This window comes from Paenibacillus sp. S25, assembly GCF_019454085.1.
Taxonomy (GTDB): domain Bacteria; phylum Bacillota; class Bacilli; order Paenibacillales; family Paenibacillaceae; genus Paenibacillus; species Paenibacillus polymyxa_B.
Window position 1 is genome coordinate 2940257 of the sequence record NZ_CP073683.1, and the last position, 24245, is coordinate 2964501.

Annotated in this window: 18 protein-coding genes and 1 pseudogene; 18 read left to right on the forward strand and 1 reads right to left on the reverse strand. The window is 43.0% G+C overall.

Annotated elements, in window-relative coordinates:
- Window positions 1-521 precede the first annotated feature (521 nt).
- The 18 genes and pseudogenes from KAI37_RS12585 (at window position 522) to KAI37_RS12670 (ending at window position 22890) form a co-directional block, all read left to right on the forward strand.
- The gene (locus tag KAI37_RS12585; protein WP_220031400.1) at window positions 522-2657 is read left to right on the forward strand and encodes a starch-binding protein; all 2136 of its coding nucleotides are present in this window, start codon (window positions 522-524) and stop codon (window positions 2655-2657) included.
- A 415-nt stretch (window positions 2658-3072) separates the two neighbouring features.
- The gene (locus tag KAI37_RS12590; RefSeq protein WP_076293688.1) at window positions 3073-3726 is read left to right on the forward strand and encodes a TetR/AcrR family transcriptional regulator; all 654 of its coding nucleotides are present in this window, start codon (window positions 3073-3075) and stop codon (window positions 3724-3726) included.
- Between the two features lie 329 nt (window positions 3727-4055).
- Window positions 4056-4874, forward strand: coding sequence for an oxidoreductase (locus tag KAI37_RS12595; protein ID WP_220031401.1), 819 nt, complete (start codon window positions 4056-4058; stop codon window positions 4872-4874).
- Between the two features lie 104 nt (window positions 4875-4978).
- The gene (locus KAI37_RS12600) at window positions 4979-5668 is read left to right on the forward strand and encodes an SDR family oxidoreductase (RefSeq protein WP_220031402.1); all 690 of its coding nucleotides are present in this window, start codon (window positions 4979-4981) and stop codon (window positions 5666-5668) included.
- Between the two features lie 93 nt (window positions 5669-5761).
- Window positions 5762-6484: a TetR/AcrR family transcriptional regulator gene (locus KAI37_RS12605; RefSeq protein ID WP_220031403.1), complete on the forward strand. Its 723-nt coding sequence runs from the start codon at window positions 5762-5764 to the stop codon at window positions 6482-6484.
- 323 nt (window positions 6485-6807) lie between these two features.
- The gene (locus KAI37_RS12610; protein WP_220031404.1) at window positions 6808-9504 is read left to right on the forward strand and encodes a sensor histidine kinase; all 2697 of its coding nucleotides are present in this window, start codon (window positions 6808-6810) and stop codon (window positions 9502-9504) included.
- A complete protein-coding gene (locus tag KAI37_RS12615) occupies window positions 9497-10204 on the forward strand; it encodes a response regulator (protein WP_071640868.1) in 708 nt (235 codons plus the stop codon). The genes KAI37_RS12610 and KAI37_RS12615 overlap by 8 nt, the downstream gene beginning before the upstream one ends.
- 255 nt (window positions 10205-10459) lie before the next feature.
- Window positions 10460-10792, forward strand: coding sequence for a hypothetical protein (locus tag KAI37_RS12620; RefSeq protein WP_071640870.1), 333 nt, complete (start codon window positions 10460-10462; stop codon window positions 10790-10792).
- 21 nt (window positions 10793-10813) lie between these two features.
- Entirely contained in the window at window positions 10814-10951 is a 138-nt protein-coding gene (locus KAI37_RS12625; RefSeq protein WP_158659106.1) for a hypothetical protein, read from the forward strand.
- 389 nt (window positions 10952-11340) lie between these two features.
- Complete coding sequence (locus tag KAI37_RS12630) at window positions 11341-13047, forward strand: sensor histidine kinase (protein WP_220031405.1); 1707 nt, start codon at window positions 11341-11343, stop codon at window positions 13045-13047.
- Between the two features lie 2 nt (window positions 13048-13049).
- On the forward strand, window positions 13050-14456 hold the full coding sequence (locus KAI37_RS12635; RefSeq protein WP_220031406.1) for a response regulator transcription factor: 1407 nt from the start codon (window positions 13050-13052) through the stop codon (window positions 14454-14456).
- A gap of 47 nt (window positions 14457-14503) precedes the next feature.
- Entirely contained in the window at window positions 14504-16162 is a 1659-nt protein-coding gene (locus KAI37_RS12640) for an extracellular solute-binding protein (protein ID WP_258383073.1), read from the forward strand.
- 323 nt (window positions 16163-16485) lie between these two features.
- A complete protein-coding gene (locus tag KAI37_RS12645) occupies window positions 16486-18222 on the forward strand; it encodes a type 2 periplasmic-binding domain-containing protein (protein WP_220031407.1) in 1737 nt (578 codons plus the stop codon).
- Between the two features lie 62 nt (window positions 18223-18284).
- Window positions 18285-19199, forward strand: a complete 915-nt coding sequence (locus KAI37_RS12650) for an ABC transporter permease (protein ID WP_220031408.1) — start codon at window positions 18285-18287, stop codon at window positions 19197-19199.
- Window positions 19200-19212: 13 nt separating this feature from the next.
- Entirely contained in the window at window positions 19213-20106 is an 894-nt protein-coding gene (locus KAI37_RS12655; protein WP_071640877.1) for a carbohydrate ABC transporter permease, read from the forward strand.
- 64 nt (window positions 20107-20170) lie between these two features.
- Window positions 20171-21808: a glycoside hydrolase family 13 protein gene (locus tag KAI37_RS12660; protein ID WP_220031409.1), complete on the forward strand. Its 1638-nt coding sequence runs from the start codon at window positions 20171-20173 to the stop codon at window positions 21806-21808.
- 102 nt (window positions 21809-21910) lie between these two features.
- Window positions 21911-22089 (forward strand): annotated as a pseudogene (locus KAI37_RS12665) (alpha-amylase family glycosyl hydrolase); the annotation flags it as partial.
- Window positions 22090-22239: 150 nt separating this feature from the next.
- Window positions 22240-22890: an FMN-dependent NADH-azoreductase gene (locus tag KAI37_RS12670; RefSeq protein WP_220031411.1), complete on the forward strand. Its 651-nt coding sequence runs from the start codon at window positions 22240-22242 to the stop codon at window positions 22888-22890.
- Window positions 22891-22946: 56 nt separating this feature from the next.
- On the opposite strand, the gene KAI37_RS12675 is transcribed toward KAI37_RS12670, so the two are convergent.
- Window positions 22947-23288, reverse strand: a complete 342-nt coding sequence (locus tag KAI37_RS12675) for a sensor histidine kinase (protein WP_220031412.1) — start codon at window positions 23286-23288, stop codon at window positions 22947-22949.
- Window positions 23289-24245 lie beyond the last annotated feature (957 nt).

Genomic DNA, 24245 nt, shown 5'->3' on the forward strand with positions numbered 1-24245 from the left:
AATTAGTGGGGAAAATCACGCAACCGGTTGCATTAAAAGTAAAAAAAAGAAAGACATTTAATTGGATAAAATGGATCCATTGATCGCCTCCTTCGAGGTATATGTGGAAAATAATCATTGTACGCGCTTACAAAAGAAACTTTAAGAAAAGCCATTCACACAAGGCTCTACACCAATGATTTTTTCCTTTTATGATTATATCAACCATACTTTTACTAGTCAATGCAATTGCTAGGGACATATTTCAAACCAAAGAAAGCCAATTCATAATTGAAGCCAACGTCCTAAAAGCCTTGAAGGCACAGTGACTAATAATGACGGGAGAAAAAGGCCGTTAGAAATTTATCTTTAATATAATCATTGACAAATTGTTAGATAAATGAAATCATGTCCCTGAGTGCAATAGTGTGCAAACGATTGCCTCTTTGAAAGCGTATACATTTTGTTTTACGCTCTTTTATTTACTCCTAATCTCTCAAGAGAGGTTGGTTGTAAAATAAAATCAAAAAGGAGAGTTTAGTATGAGGAGGAAGGCAAGCCCCATCTTGAGACGTACCTGGAGTATTGTTCTCTTTGTCGCATTGTTATTGCAAACGATTGGCTTTAATCCCGAAGTACAGGCGAATGCTGATGTTCAGCAGTTAGGCGGTTCAGACGCAAAGCTAACAGCTGCCACAAACTACGAACTTCCGGAAAGGACGAAGGATGGTCTTATTTTTCATGCGTGGAACTGGTCTTTTGACAACATCACCAGGAACCTTCCGGAATTGGCTCAGGCGGGATTTAAAGCGGTGCAAACTTCGCCAATCCAGGCCAGCAAGGAAGGGTTGACAGAAGGCAGCAAGTGGTGGATTTTGTACCAGCCCATCAACTTTAAAATCGGTAACTCTCAATTGGGAAGCAGGGATGATTTCAGACGGCTTTGCCAGGAAGCGGATAAATACGGCATCAGTATCATCGTTGATGTTGTCGCCAATCATACGGGGAATGCGGGCGGTGGAAATCAGCAGTATCAGCCGGCACATAATGTCGATCCGGTGATCAAGAATAACAGCTATTCCTGGCATGAGGCCAGAGGCGTGGAAAACTGGAATGACCGTTGGCAAGTCACACAGTGGGGAATTGGTCTGCCCGACCTCAACACGTCTAACCAAGAATTGCAAGATATCATTATCGGATTCCTGAATGACGCCATTTCCTTGGGAGCCGACGGCTTCAGATTCGACGCCGCTAAGCATATTGAGCTGCCCAACGATCCGGGGGGCTCCAATTTCTGGCCCCGGGTACTGGGCTCGTTGAATAATAAAGACAAACTGTTTAATTACGGGGAAGTACTTCAAGGCGGAGCTGACAACTTTGCCGGCTATGCCAATTACCTCAGTTTGAGCGCCTCCAGCTACGGGAACAGTGTCAGAAGCGCTGTTGGTTATCACGGTGACATCAATGTTGATGCGGCCCAATCTTTTAACGCTAATAATGTAAGCCCTTCTAAATTAGTTACTTGGGTGGAATCGCATGACACTTATGCAAACGACAACAGCGAATCGACGGGGTTGAACGATTGGCAGATCAAAATGGGCTGGGTAATTATCGCCTCTCGGGCGGAGACGACCTCTCTGTTCTTCAACAGACCGACAGGAGGTGGGAAATTTGCGAATCGGCTCGGCGACGCGGGGAATACGCTCTGGAAGGACCCGGATATTGTTGCCGTTAACAAGTTCCACAATGCCATGGTAGGTCAAGACGAATACATTAGGACGCAAGGGAATCAAATTATGCAGGTTGAACGCGGAACCAAAGGCATGACGATTGTGAACCTTGGAGGCAATGCTCAAATCAACTCTCCTACCAGACTGGAGGACGGCGTTTACCAGAACAAGGCCAACGGCGGTGGATCGTTTACGGTGTCGAACGGCAGAATTACCGGCCATCTGGACGGAGGCAGGATCGCCGTACTGTATAGCGCGGCGCAGCAAACTCCGACAATATCCGTCGATCCCGGAGAAGGCTCTTTCTATACAGATTCTGTTAACGTGAGAATAAACTATTCCAATGCAAACTCGGCAACCTACACTTTGAACGGGGGACCGGCGACTCCGTTCAGCTCGGGAGATAGGGTCAGCATTGGCGCTGGGACTCCAATCGGATCGACGTTTGTTCTGAAACTTGTCGCCGCGAATTTGTCCGGTCAAACAGAGAAGATGTTCAGGTATACGAAGGAGGAACCGAGCTCGGGTATGACCGTTCATTTCTACAAGCCTTCCGGCTGGGGAGCGCCGAACATCTACTACTACGATGATTCCGTGACTCCACTCAGAGAAGGTTCAGCTTGGCCGGGCGTGGCCATGCAGGATGAAGGCAACGGCTGGTATGTGTATAGGGCCCCCGACTGGACGCAGGCGAAGGTCATATTCAACTCAAACGGAAATCAGATACCCGGATCGCAAATGCCTGGATATGCCGTAAGTGGCGAGAGATGGATCAAGGAAGGACAGATTACTTCGCAAAATCCCCACGGGACAAAACCGACGGTTACGATCAATAAACCGGAAGGAGCATTCCAAGGGGATAGTCAGGAGATCACGCTCAATTACACCGATGCCGACAGTGGTACTTACAGACTTAACGGCGGTCTTTTACTTCCGACCACAAACTAACGATAGGTACGGGCGATCTGCTAGGTACCCGCTATACGCTGGAAGTGACAGCAAGCAGTGCTATAGGGAAAACGAACAATAGCTATACTTTCGCCAAAGCACAGGCGACGAGATGTTGACTTCCAAGAAAGAAAATACAGCCTGGCCGGGAGTTCTAGGGGAGCGGCTTGTACTTGCTAATGCAAGGTTACGACTCGGTCGTTTTGGAATGCAATATCGAGCTTCGCGGTTCAGATCAGCATTTATCGAGGGACAAGAACATAGTTCTATTGAAAGTCGCTATTTTAGCGGCTTTTTTTGTTTTAAGGTACTTGTCCCAAATTGACGTAATTCATTTGATCATCGTAACATGTTATAGAACGTTTTGACTCCATTTCTATAAGGTGATACATTAATAAAATTGGGGGGCAGTTTTATGGCAAAACGTGCAATGACAGATGAAGCGAAGGCGTTAAAGGCGCAAGCCATTCTAGATCAGGCCGCTCGCATGTTCGAAGAATCCGAATATAATCACATTAAAATGTCGGACATCGCTAAAGAAATGCAAATGTCAAAGGGTATTCTTTTCGTTTATTTTAAAACTAAAGAAGCTTTATTTTTCAATCTACTGTGTAGAGAGTACGAGATAAGGCTAATTCGGCTAACTGAACTAATAATCGAACAACCTATTCACAACTTCAATGATTTCAAACGCCTAATTATGACCGAGCTGATCGAACTGGTTGACCATAAACCTTTATATATTCGCTTAGAGGCTATACGTTCAGTAATACTGGAGAAAAATGTGGATGCCGAATTGATGCTTAATCTAAAAACAAATCTTTACCTCCAGATGATGAAAATGAACTCTCTAATCTGCGAGAATGGTGTACTGACAGAAAACGAAGTCATGGATGTTTTCCAAGCGCAGGCTTCCATTATAATCGGGTGCAAGCTATCATCTAGCATGCCTGCTGAAGTAGCTAACAGCATTGAGGAAAAAAGATTGGACGGATTCAAACGGGATTTCAAAACCGACGTAATCACAACGATGGAGCGTTATTTGGAAGGATTTCGGGTCGAAAGATAAAAAAGAGGGACTATGTGGCTCAGTGCCAATCATATTTAAGAGTTGGTCATCGAATTGTATAGTCCGAAATGCAGATCCAGGATGCATTTCTTGACACACGCATTTTTCATGAGTCGCCTTTTGGCGGCTTATTTTTGTTGTATGGACTTTTAAGGGATAGCAAGCAAATTCGAAATGAAGGGCCAAGTTTACGCTAAAATTAACGGCACCAGCCTGAACGTCAGAGTAGATGTTACTTCCTAAAATAAATAATCCATTTCCTTATTTACAAATGACCCTGGGTCACTTATGATTGACCCGGGGTCATTAATTAAAAGGAGGACAACAATATGGATAAAAAAGTAGCACTTGTCACTGGAGCTTCAGCAGGAATTGGGAAAGAGACAGCTATTGAATTGAAAAACAAAGGATTTATCGTTTATGGGGCAGCTCGCCGTACAGAAACGATGAAGGATCTGGCAACGCAAGGGATATGCCCAATCGCTCTAGATGTCACTGACGAGGAATCAATGAACAATTGTGTAGATCACATTCTGAGAAAAGAAGGACGGATCGACGTTCTGGTTAATAACGCCGGGTATGGTTCCTATGGAGCCGTTGAGGATGTGCCTATGGAAGAGGCTCGTCGCCAAGTGGAAGTTAACGTATTTGGCCTAGCACGAATGACCCAACTGGTGCTGCCAAGTATGCGCAAACATCGCTTCGGAAAAATCGTAAACGTGTCATCCATGGGCGGAAAAGTGTGGACTTCCTTCGGAGCATGGTATCATGCGACAAAATTCGCGGTGGAAGGTTTCTCGGATTGCCTGCGTCTTGAAGTGGCGCCGTTCGGTATTGACGTGATCGTGGTGGAGCCGGGCGGAATCGCTACCGATTGGGGCATAATCGCTGCCGAAAATCTCCGTAGAGCTTCCGCTAATGGAGCGTATGAGCAAACGGCAAACAAATCGGCAGACAATATGACAAAAACCTACAGTGGCAGCAACCTGACCAAACCTGTAGTCATTGCCCGCTGCATTGGCAAAGCTGTAACGGTAAAACGGCCTAAAACGCGGTATCTCATTGGATTTGCAGCCAAACCGATGGTATTCATCAAAACCGTGTTTGGAGATCGCATCTTTGATCGGATCATCACTCGATTCAGCTAAACCATAGTAAATATACTTCAAACGTATGAGCTAAATCGAAAAAAATGAAATTTACTACTTGTTGGAGAGGAAATTCTCGCATGTAGTAGGAAGGAGGAACACAGATGGCAATCCGAAAAGAGGCAGTCACTGCCATTGTGGCTGGTGCTACAGGCATGATGGGAAAGCAACTTGTCAAACTTCTGCTGGAGCATCCAGCTTATGATCGCGTCATCGTTCTTGTTCGTCGGGATATGGGCATATCCCATCCCAAACTGGTGCAGAGACAGGTGTCCTTTGATCAACTGGAGGAACAATTGGATGGCGCATTGGTGAAAGACGCAGATATCTTCTGCACATTGGGCACAACCATGGGGCAAGCCGGGAGCAAAGAAGCGTTCCGCCGGGTAGACCATGATTATCCAGTAGCACTGGGCAGAGCAGCGCTTCGTCATGGAGCAGCCAGCTATATCGTTGTGACAGCCATGTGGTCTTCTGTACGGTCTCTTATGTTCTACACACGAGTAAAAGGAGAAGCAGAACGCGATATGCTAGCTCTCGGGCTGCCGCGCCTCGTTTTCTTGCGGCCCTCTCTCTTGATAGGAGATCGTGAAGATGAGAGTTTTGGAGATCGGGCAACCAATTATATATTCCGGGTTCTCGACCCCCTAATGATCGGGCCTTTCTCCAGAATTAAAGCGATTAAAACGGAGGATGTGGCAAAAGCCATGATCATCATAGCACGCGAAAGTGGACCGGCTGTCGAAGTATTGGAGTCTGAGGAAATCCCCTTAAGAATACGCGGACAAAAATGAACCTTGTGACACGCAACGAGTTGACAGAGCGTTAAACATACATCATTGACTCCAAATCAATGTGAAAATGTCAATTTGAAATGGAGGGAGAAGATGTCTAAACGTGCTATGACAGATGAAGCCAAAGCTTTGAAGGCTCAAGCGATTTTGGACCAGGCAGCGGAAATGTTTCATTCTTCAGACTATGAACAGATTAAAATGTCTGATATTGCGAAGAAAATGAAAATGTCCAAAGGCATTTTATATGTATATTTTAAAACGAAAGAATTCTTGTTTTTCAATCTTCTATGCCGTGAATATGAGAAAAGGCTGAACCGGCTCATTGAAATAATTGTAGAAAGCCGCATCCGGGATTTCGATGATTTTAAACATCTCTTGTTAACCGAACTTTCGAAGCTTGTCGAGCATAACTCACTGTATATTCGATTAGAAGCCATGCGTACAATCGTTCTGGAGAAAAACGTGGACGCGGAGACCATGCTTATGTTGAAAATGAATCTTTACGTCCAGATGAGGCGTATGACCACGCTCATTTGCGAGCATAACGCGCTAACCGAAACTGAAGTGATGGATGTGTTACAGGCCGAGGCGTCAATCATTACCGGGTGCAAATTAAATGCGACCCTGTCCCCCGAAGTGGTAGATATCATTGAAAAACAAGGGATGGAAGGACTCAAACGCGATTTCAAACAAGATGTCCTGAGCACCATGCAATCGTATCTGGAGGGCTACAGGGTCACTCATCGAAACGCAGTAAAAGAGCATATTCTGGATAACATGCTCTTTAATAATAAGGAAGAAACCCGCAACCTTTAATACGCTGTAGCTGGATTGCAGCAACGTGCAACCTTGAATTTTTTGAAAACAGGAAAAATTGACTGTATTTTCAAAAAAACAGAAAACCATTTGAAATTCGTACTTAACCAGCTTGAGAAAGTTTTTTTATTATTTTGTACTGCTATCCTTCCACTGAGAAAGATAGGACAGAATCAGGATTTTGAGTCTTCTTTAAGGATGATATTACATAAGAGCGGATCTTAATACAATCTTAATGCTATAGGCAAATTCGTAATACGGTAATAATTTTGCTCATGATATACTAAGGATTGACAGAGAATATAACAGAGAGTGGGCACAGGATGGCAGCAAAACAGAACGATGCCGGGTCCATACTTGATCGAATTACTGACTTGCCGGTAAGGAAAAGAAGAGGAAGACTGAAAATTTTTGTTGGATATGCACCAGGTGTTGGGAAGACCTATACGATGCTTAGCGACGCCCATGAAGAGCAAAAAGCGGGTATTGATATCGTAGTTGGATATATTGAACATTATGCCCGGCCATACACTACGGCGTTGTTGGAAGGACTTGAACTTCTTCCTTACATCAAAATTTCAAATAAAGAATCCTCTACTAAGGAATTTGATCTGGACCAAGCGCTCCAAAGAAGTCCTGACCTTATTTTATTGGACGATTTGGCCCATACCAACGCGGCAGGATGCCGCCATAAAAAAAGATATCAGGATGTAGAGGAACTTCTTCGCGCAGGAATTCATGTATATACGACGATGAATGTTCAACAGATCGAAAGCCTAACGGATATTGTCTACTCCATTACTGGCATTTCCGTTGACGAACACATACCGGACAGTGTATTTGACAGTGCTAATCAAGTGGAATTAGTTGATATTGAACCGGATGATTTGATAGAACGTTTGAATAGGGGGAAGATTTATAGTGAGGAGGAGAATAAACAGGCTCATTTATTTACCAAGGAGAAGCTGACGGCTCTACGTGAAATTGCTTTGCGCAATACAGCAAGTCAGTTAAACCGAATCGCGGAGCAAATCAGTGAGCAGGCGAAAATAAATGAATTTGATACAAAAGAACATATTCTGGTCTGTCTGTCTTCGGCTGCTTCCAATAAGAAAGTAATTCGAACAGCAGCAAGAATGGCGGCAGCTTTTCATGGTCATTTCACCGCGTTATTTGTAGAAACACCGGAAGCGAGAGAATTGACACCAAAAAATAAAGCGGAGTTAAGGGAAAACCTTAGGCTGGCTGAGCAAATGGGTGCACAAATCGCAACGATGTATGGAGACGATATTCCAGGACAGATTGCCGAATATGTCAAAACAAGCTGTGTATCGAAAATTGTCCTAGGACGCTCCCCTTATAAGAGGAGAGGACTTGCAAAATCCAATGTAATGGATAAACTAACGGCCTTACTTCCTAATATTGAAATCTATATTATCCCCTATACTCAGTCTTCCTTCTATAAAAGATTGCCTTTTTACGCAAAATACCCAAAGCTGTCGTTGGCTGATACTATCAAGACCATTGCTATCTTGGCTGTGTGCACTATCATTGGCTTGTGGTTTAAACATTTGGAATTTCGAGAAGCCAACATTATCACGGTGTATATTCTGGGGGTTTTGTTAAATGCAATTATGACCCAGGGCAGAATGTATAGCGCCATTTCTTCCGTTATGAGTGTACTTGTGTTTAATTATTTCTTTACTGAGCCTTATTATTCTCTGCAGGCTTACGATTCAGGTTATCCGGTCACCTTTCTGGTTATGCTGGCTGCTTCTTTCATGACGAGTACACTGACTATGCGAGTAAGAGAGCAGGCTCGTCAATCCGCACAAAAAGCTTACCGTACCGAGGTACTTCTGGAAACAAGCCGGAAACTGCAACAGGCAAAAGACTCTTCGGCTATTATTAATGAAATGGCGCAGCAAATGGTAAAGTTGTTGGACAGAATGGTCATTTTTTATTCAGTTGACCAAGGGGAACTGTCGGCGCCGCAGATTTTTCCAAAGAAAGAATCTGCAGTTGATCCAGGGGTCTACACAGGAGGCAACGAACGTGCAATTGCAGAATGGGTGTATAAGAACAACAAGCGTGCAGGAGCTACCACGGATACTTTTTTTGGCGCTAATTGCCTATATCATGCGGTGCGTGGGGGAGATAAGGTTCTTGCGGTGGTAGCTATTGTTATGGATCAGGAAGAACCTTTAGAAGTCTTTGAAAAAAGCCTGATGATTGCCATGTTGGAAGAGTGCGCGCTAGCGCTAGAAAAAGAAAAGCTGAACGAAAAACAAAAAGAAATCTCCATGCAAATCCAGCAGGAGCAACTCCGTGCCGATCTGCTTCGGTCCATTTCTCATGATTTGCGCACCCCTCTTACCAGTATCTCAGGCAATGCGGGAATCCTTCTTGGAAACTCAGAGGTACTAAACGAGGAACAGATAAAAGGTCTATATATGGATATATATGACGATTCCATGTGGTTAATCAATTTGGTAGAAAATTTGCTGTCCATTAGTCGAATCGAAGGTGGTACTCTAAATCTGAATTTTCAGGCAGAATTAATGGAGGAAGTCATTTCGGAGGCTCTGCTTCATGTGAATCGCAACAGTGTGAAGCATGTCATTCAGACGGAATTGGATGATGAATTAATGATGGCTCGAATGGACTCCCGACTTATTGTTCAGGTATTGATCAATATAGTTGATAACGCAATCAGGTATACCCAAGATGGCTCTCACATCACGATTTCCGCAAGACGCGAGAGACATATAGTCGTTGTAGAAATCTCAGATGATGGCCCTGGTATTTCTTCAGAAGACATCAAGGTCAGACTGTTTGAGATGTTTTATACGGCAGACAACATTCATGGGGACGGACGTCGTGGATTAGGACTGGGACTTTCTCTGTGCAAATCAATTGTGAATGCTCATGGCGGTACTATTGGTGTTAAGGACAATGTCCCTAAAGGGACGGTTTTTTATTTTACCCTGCAAGCTGAGGAAGTGAATGTTCATGAATAAACCTTTTATTCTTGTTGTCGAGGACGATAAACCCATCCGCAAGCTGATTACGACAACGCTGGAGACACAGGGTTATAAATATCATACAGCTAAAACAGGCGAAGCATCGATTTTAGAAGCAGTATCCAAGCAGCCGGATCTAATGATTCTGGATTTGGGGCTGCCGGATATGGACGGTGTAGATATCATTAAAAAGCTTCGTGCATGGTCGAATATGCCTATTATTGTGGTCAGCGCACGCAGCGAAGATCGGGATAAAATAGATGCGCTGGATGCCGGAGCGGACGATTATCTAACAAAGCCCTTCAGTGTAGAAGAACTGCTGGCCAGACTTCGAGTCAGTTTACGAAGAATTCGAAATGACAGTGATAAGCTCCTGAAGGATGCTTCCAGCTTTATTAATGGAAATTTGAAAATTGATTATGCAGCAGGATGCGTATGGATCGGTGAAGAAGAAATTCACCTGACCCCCAGCGAATATAAACTGCTTTGCCTGCTGGCAAAGCATGTAGGCAAAGTACTGACCCATAATTTTATCCTGCATGAAATCTGGGGCAACCACAGCTATGACATTCCTGCCCTGCGTGTGTTTATGGCAACGCTGAGAAAAAAAATAGAAAAAACATCATCACAAACAAAGTTTATTCAAACACATATCGGAGTTGGTTACCGTATGCTTCAGGTTGGAGATGATGGCTAGGTAACAATACCATAATGTAATTAGAGATCATGCTCTTATGAAGCATGGTCTCTTTATTTTTCATCTGCCATCTAAATCTTAAGATGATCTTTATACCTATATGAAAACCCTAATCCTAAACTAATGGTGAAAATGTTACGCTGAACTCGGAAGTAATGAGGATAAGGAGGTTTGGCATGTGAGATGGGCACTACCTTGTTCGTCTGTTTCATCGGCTAAGCTGTCAACTGAGTGATAGGGAAAGAGGTATGGGGAATGAATGAAATTTTAACAATTGCGGGTCTGATCTCAATTGTGCTGGCGGTGCTGTATTCCGTTAAAAAAATATATGATTTTATCGATTTGCAGAAGGTGACACGGAAGGATCTCTATGAGAACTATGATATCTATAAAGCAGCTCAAAAGTTTGCTCTCGGTACACCCGTCGATGAGATCAGAGAAATCCTGACAAACAGCTATGAGTTAGACGATAACCAGGTTGAAGAGACAATGCTTTGGGCTCTTCCTCATCGTAACGATTCCGATGGTGGTTATCTTGCCTTTATCAAGGCTGTAAATCGGGTGCTGGGACAAGAGGTTTACAGCTAAACCTCAGAAAGAAGGAAAAATATGAGTCGTCAGGCCGCGTTATTGGTGTTTGCTCCCAATCTGGCCGGAGAACAATTTCTACAAGCGCTGAGTGAAGGAGAGAAATATTTGTTGCTTTGGCATCCAATCCTGATCAACAACAATATTTGTATGAATTAGGAGTAGAAAATGTTATTGAAAGCTTAGAAGGCTTATTCCGCTTGTTGAAGACGGAGTGAGCCTTTTTTACATGTAGAAAATTTAACTACCATAAGCAATTAAAAACGGCAAGTTGAATATGCAAAGAGGAAGGGAGAACAAGTTCTATGAACTTCATGAAAGCGTTTGACATATCTGAATATCAATCTATAATTATGAACAGAATTGGACCTCACCGAGATGGAAGTATCCTGATTTTTTCAATCTGAATCGGATTAGATGTCGCCAATTTTCAAATATGTCGCTGCCTATGAGGAATACGATAATCGATAGAGCTGTTGTTCATAAACAGCAAGCTCCACCATTACCAGGGGCTTGCTATTTCATTTACCTAAGGAGAATGGGGCGGAATGACACTTAAAAAAAGAATCTTTTTATTGTTTTTTCTCAGCGCGTTTATTCCCTTTATCAGTATATTTGCAATTTCTTACTATACTATTGATTCCATTTTTGCGAATAAAATCAATGATGGAATTAAGAGCAATCTACAGCAGGTAACTTCATCACTGGAAAATTCAATTACCAACCTGAATCATGTTACTCAGCAATTATCATATAGTGGTACATTAGGGGAAAAACTGGATGAAGTCTTAAAGCCTTCTTCCAATATATTTGAATTGATTGAGGCTAGAGATGAATTAAAGAATGAGTTAAATGTCGTAACGTTTACTAATCCGAATATAGGTCTGACCTTATACTATTTCCAGAAAGAAGGCACTACACAGTTCGCTAACTTTCCCATCAAAGATCGTTTTTCTCCCGAGTCTTTGCCTGTGCTTTCCAAATCATATGGCATTGCGTACTATGGTCCCCATATGAGTATGAACCGATTTGATGATCAGCTTGTTTTATCTGCTATGCGAAAGGTACAGCTGCCTCAAAGGGACGATGTATATATTTACGTCGAATCCGGCTTTCGTCTTACACAGGATATACTGGGTTACAATCAATACAAAGGAGCTTTGTCGCATTTAATCCTGAATGGTGAGGGCAACATTGTTTACAGTGAAATTCCAGAAGCGATGAAGGTCGGAGAGAATTTCTCCAGCATATCGAAAGGTGCTGCAAAAGATGGAATATCCCGTGATTACCATTGGTTTAAGGAGGACTCCAGTCAGAACTGGAGCGTCATATCGGTAATTTCGCAGGCTAAGTATCAACAAGAGAAAAACCAGTGGTTGCTTCAAATATTACTGGTCGCTTTATTTTTTCTCGGCTTTACCGTATTTCTGGCTTGGCTTCTGTGGAAGATGGTTTACAAACCACTAGGTCTGTTCCATTCGGAAATTAACGGAATGTCTCAGAATCCACAAAAGGCAGGAAGCCAGACCCGCACTCAAATTCCCGAATTTGATTTTCTGTTGGGGGAATTCTCAAATATGCAGCATCAAATCGGCGACCTGTTCAAGGAAGTGCAGCAGAAAGAGAAGATTCGTGCAGATTTGGAAGTGGAAAAATTGTTATATCAGATCAATCCTCACTTTCTGATGAATACGCTGGATACTGTGCACTGGCTGGCCGTCATGAACGGACAAGTGGAGATTGACAAGTTGGTGCAATCCTTAAACAAGCTGTTGTATTACAATTTGGGTAAATTAGGGCAAGTATCCACGATGGAAGAGGAAATTGATGCGCTAAGACAGTACCTAATCCTGCAGCAAATTCGATATGACTTTGAATTTGACGTGCGTATTTCAGCGGATGATCAAGTGCTTCAAATACCTGTGCCTCGTTTTATTTTGCAACCGTTGGTTGAAAATTCACTTTATCATGGACTGAGTGACGAAGGTTTTATTCAAATTGAAGTTACACTTGCCAAAACGCTGAATATTTTAATACAGGATAATGGAGCAGGCATGACCGAGGAAGCGATTCAAAGACTTCTGAATAATCGTATAACTGAACATAAAAAAGTAGGGATGGGCATTGGACTCAATTATGTCCACCGCATGTTGAGTGCACAGTACGGAGATCAAGCACAACTGGTGATCGAAAGTGAATTGGGTACAGGGACAAGTATACTGCTCATACTTCCTATCAAAGGAGAAGATGTCTGAGGATGATTAAGGTATTAATAGTGGATGACGATAAATTAGTACGAAAAGGAATAAGCTCTGCGATGCCGTGGAACGAGTTCAATATGGAGGTTGTAGGAGAAGCAAGTAACGGGTTGAAAGCACTGGATTTTCTGAAAGCCCAACCGGTCGATCTGATGTTGACGGATCTCGCGATGCCGGTGATGTCAGGTATTGAACTGATGCGAGCTGCAAGGCAGCTCTATCCAGAACTACATATTGTCGTATTAACACTGCATCAAGATTTCGATTATATCCAGGAAGCGCTCAGACTTGGAGCCATCGACTATATAGCCAAAGTTCAGCTCGAGAAGGAGCAATTCGAACACGTGCTGCATCGAATACATGCTCGGATTGACGAGCTGGCGAATACAAGACGAAAGCTGCCTCTGCTAAGTGAGACCAATGCCCATTATCGCCATGTGTATGCACTTGTTTCACTGGATCGCAAGTCAGGGCAGAGCTGGCCGATTGAACTGACATCCAATGTAGACGAGATCCGATGGGAGGTTGAACGGAACTGTTGGATGTGGACGGCACCCATGGACGTAGAGGATCAGCTGTTCCATAAACTGAAGGAATCCCTGGATCAAGTTCCCCAAGGCGCCTTGCTGGTTATATCCGATGTACAAGACCGAACATGGTCGCAAATCCAAAACTGGATTATGAATTATACAGAAACGTCCTTATTCTATGCATACAACCCTTATGATCCTGTCATTGCCGTTTCAATGGATGTGGAGAACTCTTTTCCAATAGAACCGAAGGATGAAGACATGGATCGTATTAAGCAAAGTTGGTTCCTATCACCATGGACCCACAACGATAGTTACTACAACCAACTGATTGAACAGCTCAAATCACTAAGACTGCATAAAGGCCAGCTGATGGGATTGCTATACTCTATAGTTATGGAATGGAATCACCTTTTTGCCCAGACTACGCTGGGTAGAATCTCAATGATCCATTCTTTTCAATCCTGGTACGAGGTAGAAGAGTGGATCAAGCAGACCTCTGAGGGCATTCGTAAGTCAGATGAACAGACTTCGTATTCACAGGAAATTGTAGACGCCGTGAAAAAAGCGATTATGATCATGCACAATGATTTGGACCAAGCTTTTACAGCTTCAGGTCTGTCCCAGCAACTGAACATCAGCCGAAGCTATTTCAGTCAATGCTTCAAGGATCTGATGGGGAAAACCTTTAATGAGTACTCCCGATTTATAAGAATAGAGAAGTCTAAAGAGTATTTATTCAATACAAACAACACGATTTTCTGGATTGCGGAGCGAGTGGGTTATACGGATGAAAAATATTTCAGCCGAATTTTTCGCGAATTGACAGGTCTGCTGCCAAGCGAATATCGACACCTCGGCAGAGGGGATAAATAGCGTACTCTCCCAGATGACCAATAAACCGGGCGAAAGAGGGGAAAGCGATGATTAAGAAGATGGCTGCATGTGTTCTTGTCGTCAGCTTAATTGCAGTGACCGTATATTTCAGCAAACCATACTTCCGGGAATCGCCAATGGGACCAACGAAAACAATCTCGGACACTGCCGCTACCGATCCATTTGGGAAATATGAACATCCCGTTTCCATCCGACTGGGATATGCGGTAGACCCAACAGGCGCGGATCTCTCTGGAGGAGAAACACTTGAGAAGAATATATGGAAAACGGTGATTAAACAAAACCTTAACATTGATGTCCAGGTATTATGGCAGGTATCGAAGGAAAATCTGAGTCAGAAAATCGACCTGGCTATCGCCAGCAATGATCTGCCGGATGCCATGATTGTAAATCAGCTGCAGCTGAACGAGATGATCAAGGCTGGAGAAATTGAAGATCTAACCGAGGCATACAATAGCAGCGCATCACCGGAAATAAAAAAAATTATTGATAGCACAAACGGATTGGCTATGGAACAAGTGACCTTCGCTGGCAAGATAATGGCTGTTCCTTCTGTGACCGCGGAAGACTACAGCATGCTCTGGATTCGACAGGATTGGCTGGACCGTCTTGGACTGAAGCCGCCGAAAACGGTAGATGATCTAGAAGCTATCGCCAAGGCCTTTGTGGAGAATAACCCAGATGGAAACAGTAAGCGGGATACGATTGGCCTTGCTTCAAGCACTGGACTGTATAACGATTTCAACAACAGTGCTTTTTCTTTTGATCTAACGCCAATCTTCGCAGCATATGGATCTTTTCCGGGATATTGGCTGAGCAAAGATGGAAAACCTGTATACGGTTCGGTTCTACCGGAAACGAAGGACGCCTTGGTCAAACTGCGTGAAATGTACGCCAAAGGCCTTCTCGATCCAGAACTGGGTCTCCGCAAAGAAGCGGAAGAAACAGTTATTAACGGTCAGGCGGGGATGTTCTTTCAAGGTTTCTATGCTGGGTACTGGCCCCTTCCGAGCGCTTGGCAGAACGAGCCGGAGGCGAACTGGCAAGCATACGCACTCCCACTGGATGCAAACGGTGCATACCATGTAAAGGTGGATAATCCGTCAAGTTCATTCTTGGTGGTACGAAAAGGATATGCTCATCCCGAAGCGATCATTAAAATTAACAATCTGTACCTTCGTGATGAGTTCAAGTACGGTACGCGTTTTATGCTGGGCCGCAATTTCTTAGCTCCGGCAGATGAAGCACGATTTGAATCAAAGGCCGCGCAGGATATTCTGATGGGAACCAAAACACCCGCCGATTTCAAGGACAAGTCTGAATACAAATTGCTGGAAAATTTGGTTTCGACAATAAAACAAACCAAATTGAAGCCTTATGATCAATATGGTATTTCCTATTGGAATGAACACAGCGATAGCTTTATGCGGGGTTATTCGCTTCTAGTAGGCGGAAGAAATTTTTTCGATCCAAACATCCATAAAGTTCGAAGCCTTACCTATATACGAACTCCAACGATGGAGAAGGCTTGGGGTGAACTATCAAAACTGGAACATGATACATTTTTAAAAATTATTTTAGGCGCTGAACCGATCGATTCATTTGATCAATTCGTCGAGGAATGGAAGGAACAAGGGGGCGATCAAGTGACTGTGGAGGTGACTGCACTCCATAATCATCGCTGAAGACCATCATGAATGTGATACGATAAATTCTATAAGACACTTTTATAATTCCATTAATCAAGCCGACGATTCCTGTTTCAGGAGCTGCCGGTTTTTTTGTTCTTCACTTTGATTAGTAAGTAAGGATAGACAAATGTATGTCGGTAGGTAGGATAAATGCTTACAAGCCAACTCTGGCTTTTTGATCCCGAATGAAACCGCATACATTTCTCTATCCAAACAGACGTTCAATCCCTATCTCGATTTGTCTTCTCCGAGCTTTATAATGAAAGCGCAAACAACAATGATAGAGAAATATTCAGAACGAAGGGGAATCGAATGTGATGAGAACTAAATGGTTCATAAAAAGCAAATTGTTGACGAGACGTCTGGCTGCGCTGTCGATGTCTGCCCTGGTGATTTCAACCCTTGCAGCCTGTGGGGGCTCCTCCAACCCTCCCACTGCAGAGGAAGCGGGCAAGTATGAGGCAACACCGGGAGACCCATTCAGTGCCTATAAAGACGAAATAACCGTAACGATGGGTCGTGTGACTACAGCCAACCCGAAACTGCCGGCTGGAGATACGTATGAGAACAACGCGTATACTCGGCTGGTCAAAGAAAAGTTTAACGCTAAGATTAAAGACCAATTTGAAGCCAACGGAGAAGATTACAGCCGTCAGGTTTCTCTCGCCATCGCCTCTGGAGAACTGCCTGACATGATGCGTGTTGATTCCAAGGATGAACTCAAAGAACTGGTTGATAATGATCTGATTGAAGATATGACGGAAATTTATAAACAATATGCCACAGATAACATCAAGAACATTTACGACTCTTATGAGGGCCGTGCATTGGACAGTGCGACGATAGATGGACGTTTAATGGGACTTCCAGCTACTTCCCTAGATTCCGCGCCAACCATGGTCTGGGTTCGTCAGGATTGGCTGGATCTACTGGGAATCCAACTTGACGCAGACGGAGACGGGGCCATCAAACTGGATGATGTGGAGAAAACGGCCGAGGAATTCTTGAAAAGAGATCCTGGCCAATCTGGGAAACCGGTAGGTATTCCCTTTGTGAACACCCTGAATACAAGTGACTATAATGGTTCTGCCTATACCATGCTGGGAGTTGCCTCCACCAAGGGTGCATTCCCTCAATACTGGTTGAAGGGGAAGGACGGCAGCATTGTTTATGGCTCGACAACTAAGGAAACCAAGCAGATGTTAGGCATCATGGCAGATTGGTTCAAGAGAGGCCTCATCGACCCGCAATTTGGAACACGCACATTTGATGATATTACGGCACTGTACACCAACGGCCAAAGCGGTATTGCTTTTGGACCATGGCATATTCCTGACTGGGGTCTGAGCAGCGTGAAGCAGATGGATAAGAATGCGAAATTCACGGCTTACACTTTGGAGGATGCAGACGGAAAGGTAAACGTGGCACACGCCAATCCAGCCAATCAGTTTATCGTTGTGAGAAAAGGATATGAACACCCGGAACTCGCCGTTAAAATAGTAAACCTTTTCTACGATAAATTGGCAAATGATAAAAATGTGGAAACATCTATGCCAGAAGCCGCCAAGTATCAAGAGAACGGCGTAGACGGTTCTACCAGACCTTTTAATATTGAAGTCAACTCGGCTACCTCGCTGCTGGATGATTACTCTGACATTGTTCGTGGGATTAAAGGAGAGATTAGTTTGGATCAGGTCCGGACGACAGAATCAAAGAACAATATTAAAAGTATTCAAACCTACTTGAGCGATATGGATACGGATAACGTAACAGCCTGGGCGAAATATCACTCGCGTATCAACGGAGTGGGACTCATCGACAAACTGACACGGGAAAACAAATTCGTTTGGATGACACCCGCTTTCTCTGGCACTACACCAAGCATGAAACAGACATGGGCTAATCTGACCAAGATGGAGCAGGAATCTTTTATCAAAATCGTGACTGGTGCAGAATCTCTGGATTACTTCGATACTTTCGTTAGCAATTGGAAGAAACAAGGTGGTGACCAGGTAATTCAGGAAATTGAAGACGAGGCTGCATCCGAAAAATAAACAATCATGAACTGCTAGAAGGGCTGCGATAAGCAGTCTTTCTTCAGGAAAGGGGTCCATCCATGAAACAGGGAAATGAGAGAGCAAAAGGTCGGTTGGGCACGGGTGCCATGTATCATTTGATGATGCTTCCGGGGATTTTATTTTTACTGGTATTCAGCTATGTTCCGATGGTCGGTGTCATTACGGCGTTTCAGGATTATATACCAGCCAAGGGGATGTTTGGCTCCAAATTTGTAGGGCTGAAGCATTTTATTTATATGTTTAAGCTGCCGGACATCGCACAGGTTTTTAGTAATACGTTGGTGATTGCCATTGCCAAGATTCTATTGGGAACAATGATGGCTATCATTTTTTCCATCTTGTTAAATGAGATCCGCATCAAATTTGTTAAAAAATCCGTACAGACAATTGTTTATCTGCCACACTTTCTATCCTGGGTAGTTCTAGCATCCGTGGTTGTTAACATGTTCAGTTTGGATGGAATTGTGAATCAAATTTTGTTTTTTTTCGGTCTGGAGAATATTAATTTTCTCGGCAGCAACACCTGGTTCCAGCCGCTGATTATTGGGACAGACGTGTGGAAGGAGTTCGGTTACAGTTCCATCGTCTATTTGGCTGCAATTACTTCGATTGATCCGGGTCTGTATGAAGCGGCAGGAATGGATGGAGCCAGCTGGTGGAGAAAAGTATGGCATATTACATTGCCAGGTATGCTGCCTATTATCCTGCTCATGGGAGTGATGAGTCTAACCAATATTTTGAGTGCCGGCTTCGATCAAATTTATAATCTGTATAATCCGGTTGTCTATGAGTCGGGAGATATTCTGGATACTTATGTATATCGGATTGGACTCGTTGGGCGACAGTATAGCTTCGGTACGGCTGTTGGCCTGTTCAAGTCAGTGATCGGTATTGTTTTGCTATTGTCCGCCAACCATTTGGCCAAGAAATACACCGACCGAAAAATATTCTAAGGAGGCAAAGCCTATGCCGTATTCTGTAAGCCTAAAAGATCGAATTGGCCGGTTTGTCATCAATGCCATCGTCATATTGCTGGCATTGATCTGCCTTCTTCCGTTATGGAATATCGTTGCGATTTCATTCAGCAGCAGCGAGGCCGTGTCAGCTAATGCTGTAGGTCTCGTACCGGTCAATTTTACAACAGCAGCGTATACGAAAATTATTGATGATGCTCAGTTCTGGCGTTCCTTTGGCATATCTGTTCTACGTGTTGTGCTCACACTTATTCTCAACATGATTCTTATTATTTTAATGGCATACCCGCTCTCCAAGTCGAAAAGGGAATTTAGAGGCAGAAACATTTATATGAATGTCATGATTTTTGCCATGCTGTTCAGCGGCGGGATGATCCCGAGTTATCTACTGATCAAAAACCTCGATATGCTTAATACAATTTGGTCGCTTGTTCTGCCGGGTGCGGTCCCTATATTCAGCGTCATCCTTGTCATGAACTTCTTCTCTGCTGTACCTAAGGCGCTAGAAGAAGCAGCATTCATCGATGGGGCAAATCCGCTCCAGGTCCTGTTCAAAGTGTATGTTCCCGTGTCCATCCCTGCGCTGGCGACGGTAGCACTATTCAGTATCGTGGGAACGTGGAATGATTTCTTCAGCGGTTTGATCTATATGACCCAAGTCAGCAATTATCCGCTAATGACTTATATTCAGTCCCTTAACGTGAACATTGCGGAACTTCTTCAATCCGGCACCAACTCAGCACAACTCAGCAACTTGACTGAAATTTCAAACAAAAATTTAAATGCGGCCAAAATCGTAGTCGCTGTCATCCCGTTGCTGCTGATTTATCCGCTGCTTCAAAAATATTTTGTGACTGGAATTGTTGTAGGATCGGTAAAAGAGTAATTGTATGATGTGACTTGATTAAGATAAAAACACTATGCGTTTATTGGAAAGGTTGTAATGAACAATGGAAAATAAAAATTGGTGGAAAGAAATCGTTGTATACCAGATATATCCACGGAGCTTTCAAGATAGTAATGGTGATGGAATCGGTGATTTGAAAGGAATTGTTTCCCGGCTAGACTATTTGCAGCAACTCGGTGTCGGTGCAATTTGGCTATCACCAGTTTGTAAATCCCCTCAGGATGATTTTGGTTATGATATTTCGGACTATCGGGATATTGATCCGATGTTCGGGTCTTTGGATGATATGGGGATGTTAATTCATGAAGCTGGGGAACGTGACATTCGGATCATAATGGATTTGGTGTTGAACCATACTTCCGATGAGCATCCATGGTTTCAAGAAGCAAAAAAAAGCAAAGAAAATCCGTACCATGACTATTATGTCTGGAGAGATGGCGTTGAAGGAATGCCACCAAACGATTTGGGTTCCATTTTTGGTGGTTCAGCTTGGGAATGGGTACCCGAGATAGGACAATATTATTTACATCTTTTTTCTGTAAAACAGCCGGATCTCAACTGGGAAAACCCAAAAGTCCGACAAGAGATTTACGAAATGATCAATTGGTGGATAAGCAAGGGTGTAGGCGGTTTTCGACTTGATGTAATTGACTTAATCGGAAAAGAACCAGATTTGAAAATTACCAGCAACGGGCCGAATCTGCATAAGTATATTAGGGAACTCAGCAAGGAGACGTTTCAAAAAGCTGGAGACCTGCTGACGGTTGGAGAAACATGGGGCGCTACGCCAGAGATCGCCAAATTGTATAGCAACCCGGACGGCAGTGAGTTTTCAATGGTATTTCAATTTGAACATATTAGTTTGGACGAACAAGAGGGGAAAGGAAAGTGGGATCTTAAGCCTCTAGATTTTCAAGAATTAAAAAAAGTGTTATCTAAATGGCAGACAGAGCTGAAGGGGGATGCCTGGAACAGTTTGTTTTGGAATAATCACGACTTACCCCGAATCGTTTCTCGTTGGGGAGATGACGGAGAATACAGGATAGAATCGGCTAAAATGTTGGCAACCCTTCTTCATGGCATGCGAGGCACACCATACATTTATCAGGGGGAAGAATTAGGAATGACGAATGTTCAATATCCAATTGAAGACTATCGGGATATTGAGTTACTAAATTTCTACAAAGATAGAATTGAGAAAGGATACCCTGAAGATAAAGTTATGGAGTCAGTCTTTGCAAAGGGGCGTGATAACGCTCGAACACCAATGCAGTGGGACGCTTCCGACAACGCTGGTTTTACATTAGGGAATCCTTGGATTAAAGTAAACCCGAATTATAAGGATATCCATGCACAAGAAAGTTTAAATAACCCTGAATCCATATTCCATTATTATCGGAAACTAATCCGATTAAGGAAAGATCATGAAGTGATTATATATGGGGATTATGAGCTGATGTATCCCGAGAATAAAGATTTGTTCGCATACACTCGAACGCTGAAAGGAACCCAAATACTTGTAGTATGTAATTTTCAAAAATACACAACCCATCTCCCACTTCAGAAAGAGCTGGCAGAGACTAAACAGCTGCTAATATCTAATTATCCAAATAACATGTCTGAAGTAGAAATGCGTCCTTATGAAGCGAGGATGTACCTTATCGATATACTCAATAAATGAAAATGAATATCGTACAAAAGTATATGATCAATAAATTTCTAATCTTAAATGGTTGAAAAATATTTATAAATTTTTAGAATAAGGGAAGAAGGATCAAGCAATATGAAAAAGACATGGTGGAAAAAGCTGTGGCTTATCAAATTTATCCGAGAAGCTTTATGGACTCCAATGGGGATGGCATTGGTGATATAGAGGGAATTATTTCAAAACTTGATTATATTCAAGATCTTGGAATCGATTTGATATGGATAAGTCCAATATACAAACCCCTCAATGATGACCAATAAAAGTCAAAAAATTGGTGTTTGCATTTCAAGATCCCTCTTGACATTCACTTTTTTTATGTAACTATAATGGTTACATTAAAGAGGGAGTTAGTAATGATATTAATCAGCGGATTTTCATAGAGTTCGAAAAGGAGTGGATTTATCATGGCAAATGTATTGTACGTAACTTCTCATCCTTTAAAAGACGGTACATACAGCTTATCAGTCGGCAAACAGTTTATCGAAACCTATCAGGAGGCCAACCCTGGAGATGAGGTCATTCATTTAGACCTATATCGCATGGATCTTCCGCAAATCGACGCCGATCTTCTAAGACGCTGGGGGCAACCGCCAAGTGGTCCTTCTTTCGATGAACTGAGTGAGGAGTCGAAGGTCAAAGCAGTACGAATGCGCGAGATTGTGGATCAATTCATGGCCGCGGATAAAATCGTCATTGTCAATCGAGTATGGAATTATTCTTTCCCGTCGGTTCTGAAAGCGTACATTGACGCGGTTACGGTTCCGGGAAAAACCATTAAGCGGGCCGATAATGGGCTGCGGGGTTTGTCCGGTTTGACTGGGACGCAGCAGGACAAGAAAGTGATGCACATTCAGGCTTCAGGCACGGTTCTCTCCCACGGGAAGTTTGAAAATGTTGAGTACAGCCATAGTTATGTAAAAGCTGTAATGAATTTACTGGGCATTGACGATGTGCAGGCTATTTTTATTGAAGGTATCAGTGAGCAGCCGGACCAAGCGCAGAGCATAAAGGAACAAGCAATCCGGCAAGCGATATTGGCAGCCAAAGCGTTTTGATGTAACCCCCTAAACAAAAACCTGATTCACTCATTACTCGCGTGAAGAGAAATCGACTAACGTGAAGGGAGGGTTACTTCAAACGATGTGCCGATTTCATCGGATCTTGCAATCCTGATCGTTCCGCCATGCAGGGCAATGATTTTGTGAGCAATGCTCAAACCTAGTCCATTACCCGGAGAGGAGTGTGAGGTATCTACATGGTAAAATTTGCCTAAAATGTATTTTTTCTTATTCAAGTCGATGCCTGGACCGTTATCATGAATAGAGATGTGGATCTGTTGATCTTTGGAATTGATATCGATTTTGATCTCTGAATCCGAAGGCGAAAACTTGATTGCATTGTCCAGAAGGTTGATCCAAACCTGACTGAGCATATCTTCGTTTGCGATAATCATGACTTCTGCCGAATCGAACTGAAAACTAATTAATCTATTTGAATGGGAAGGTACCCCTAGTATTCTTCCATTTAACTAAGGTATGCTCCATCTTTATCATCTTTAGAGGGACATTCTCACCCTTCTATAAGAAAGAGGTACAATGGAGTGAATTTTTCAATCCTTCGGCTTTTTGGAGAAGTACTTGCTCAAGAAGCTAGTAAAATGGTTAATTGGTTTTGTTCGGAGTCGGGGTATCACCAGTAGAGAGAGAATTGGTGGACTCTTCATCCTAATTATTTTGATAAAATAGAGGGAATAATTCCAGAATTGAAGAAAAACGCGAAAATAATCAAAGTATAAGTGAACGAAAATGTATACTGACGAATTGCCACATGGCAGGAAAAGTGAGATATCAGTTAAACCAGTAAATATAATTACGTAAAATAATAATCTGACGAATAATTATTTAAAGATTATATTTATTTGGGGGTGGTTGTTTTTTGGATAAACAAGCGAAATTACACCTTATGGGTCGAATTGACGATAAGTTAACTGAATTACCCTATCGAAAACTTGTTGAGAAATATGCAACAGCATCCGGAAAGCCAGCTTTGACGGTTCATTCTTTGAGGCATTCATGTGCATGCTGTGCTGTTATGCAATTTTCTTAATACTACATGTTCACAAAACCCGTATTTTGACTAATAGTCTAGATGTTCTTGTCCACTGACATTCATGCTTATTTAATCTTCTGTGTAATACATTACAACCCCTATTTTTGCATCACCGATTGGTCTCCTCGGATACCTTGGTAACACTCAATCAATTTTGAGCAACCAATCCCGTTCCGAATGGATTTAAACGCAACATATTCACAACTAGTTAGGGTAAATTGAACGAGCTGTAGTAATGTTTATGCGCTCTTTTTCCTTCGTATTATTGAAGTTCAATTCTCCATCCCTTCAAATGTTCTGC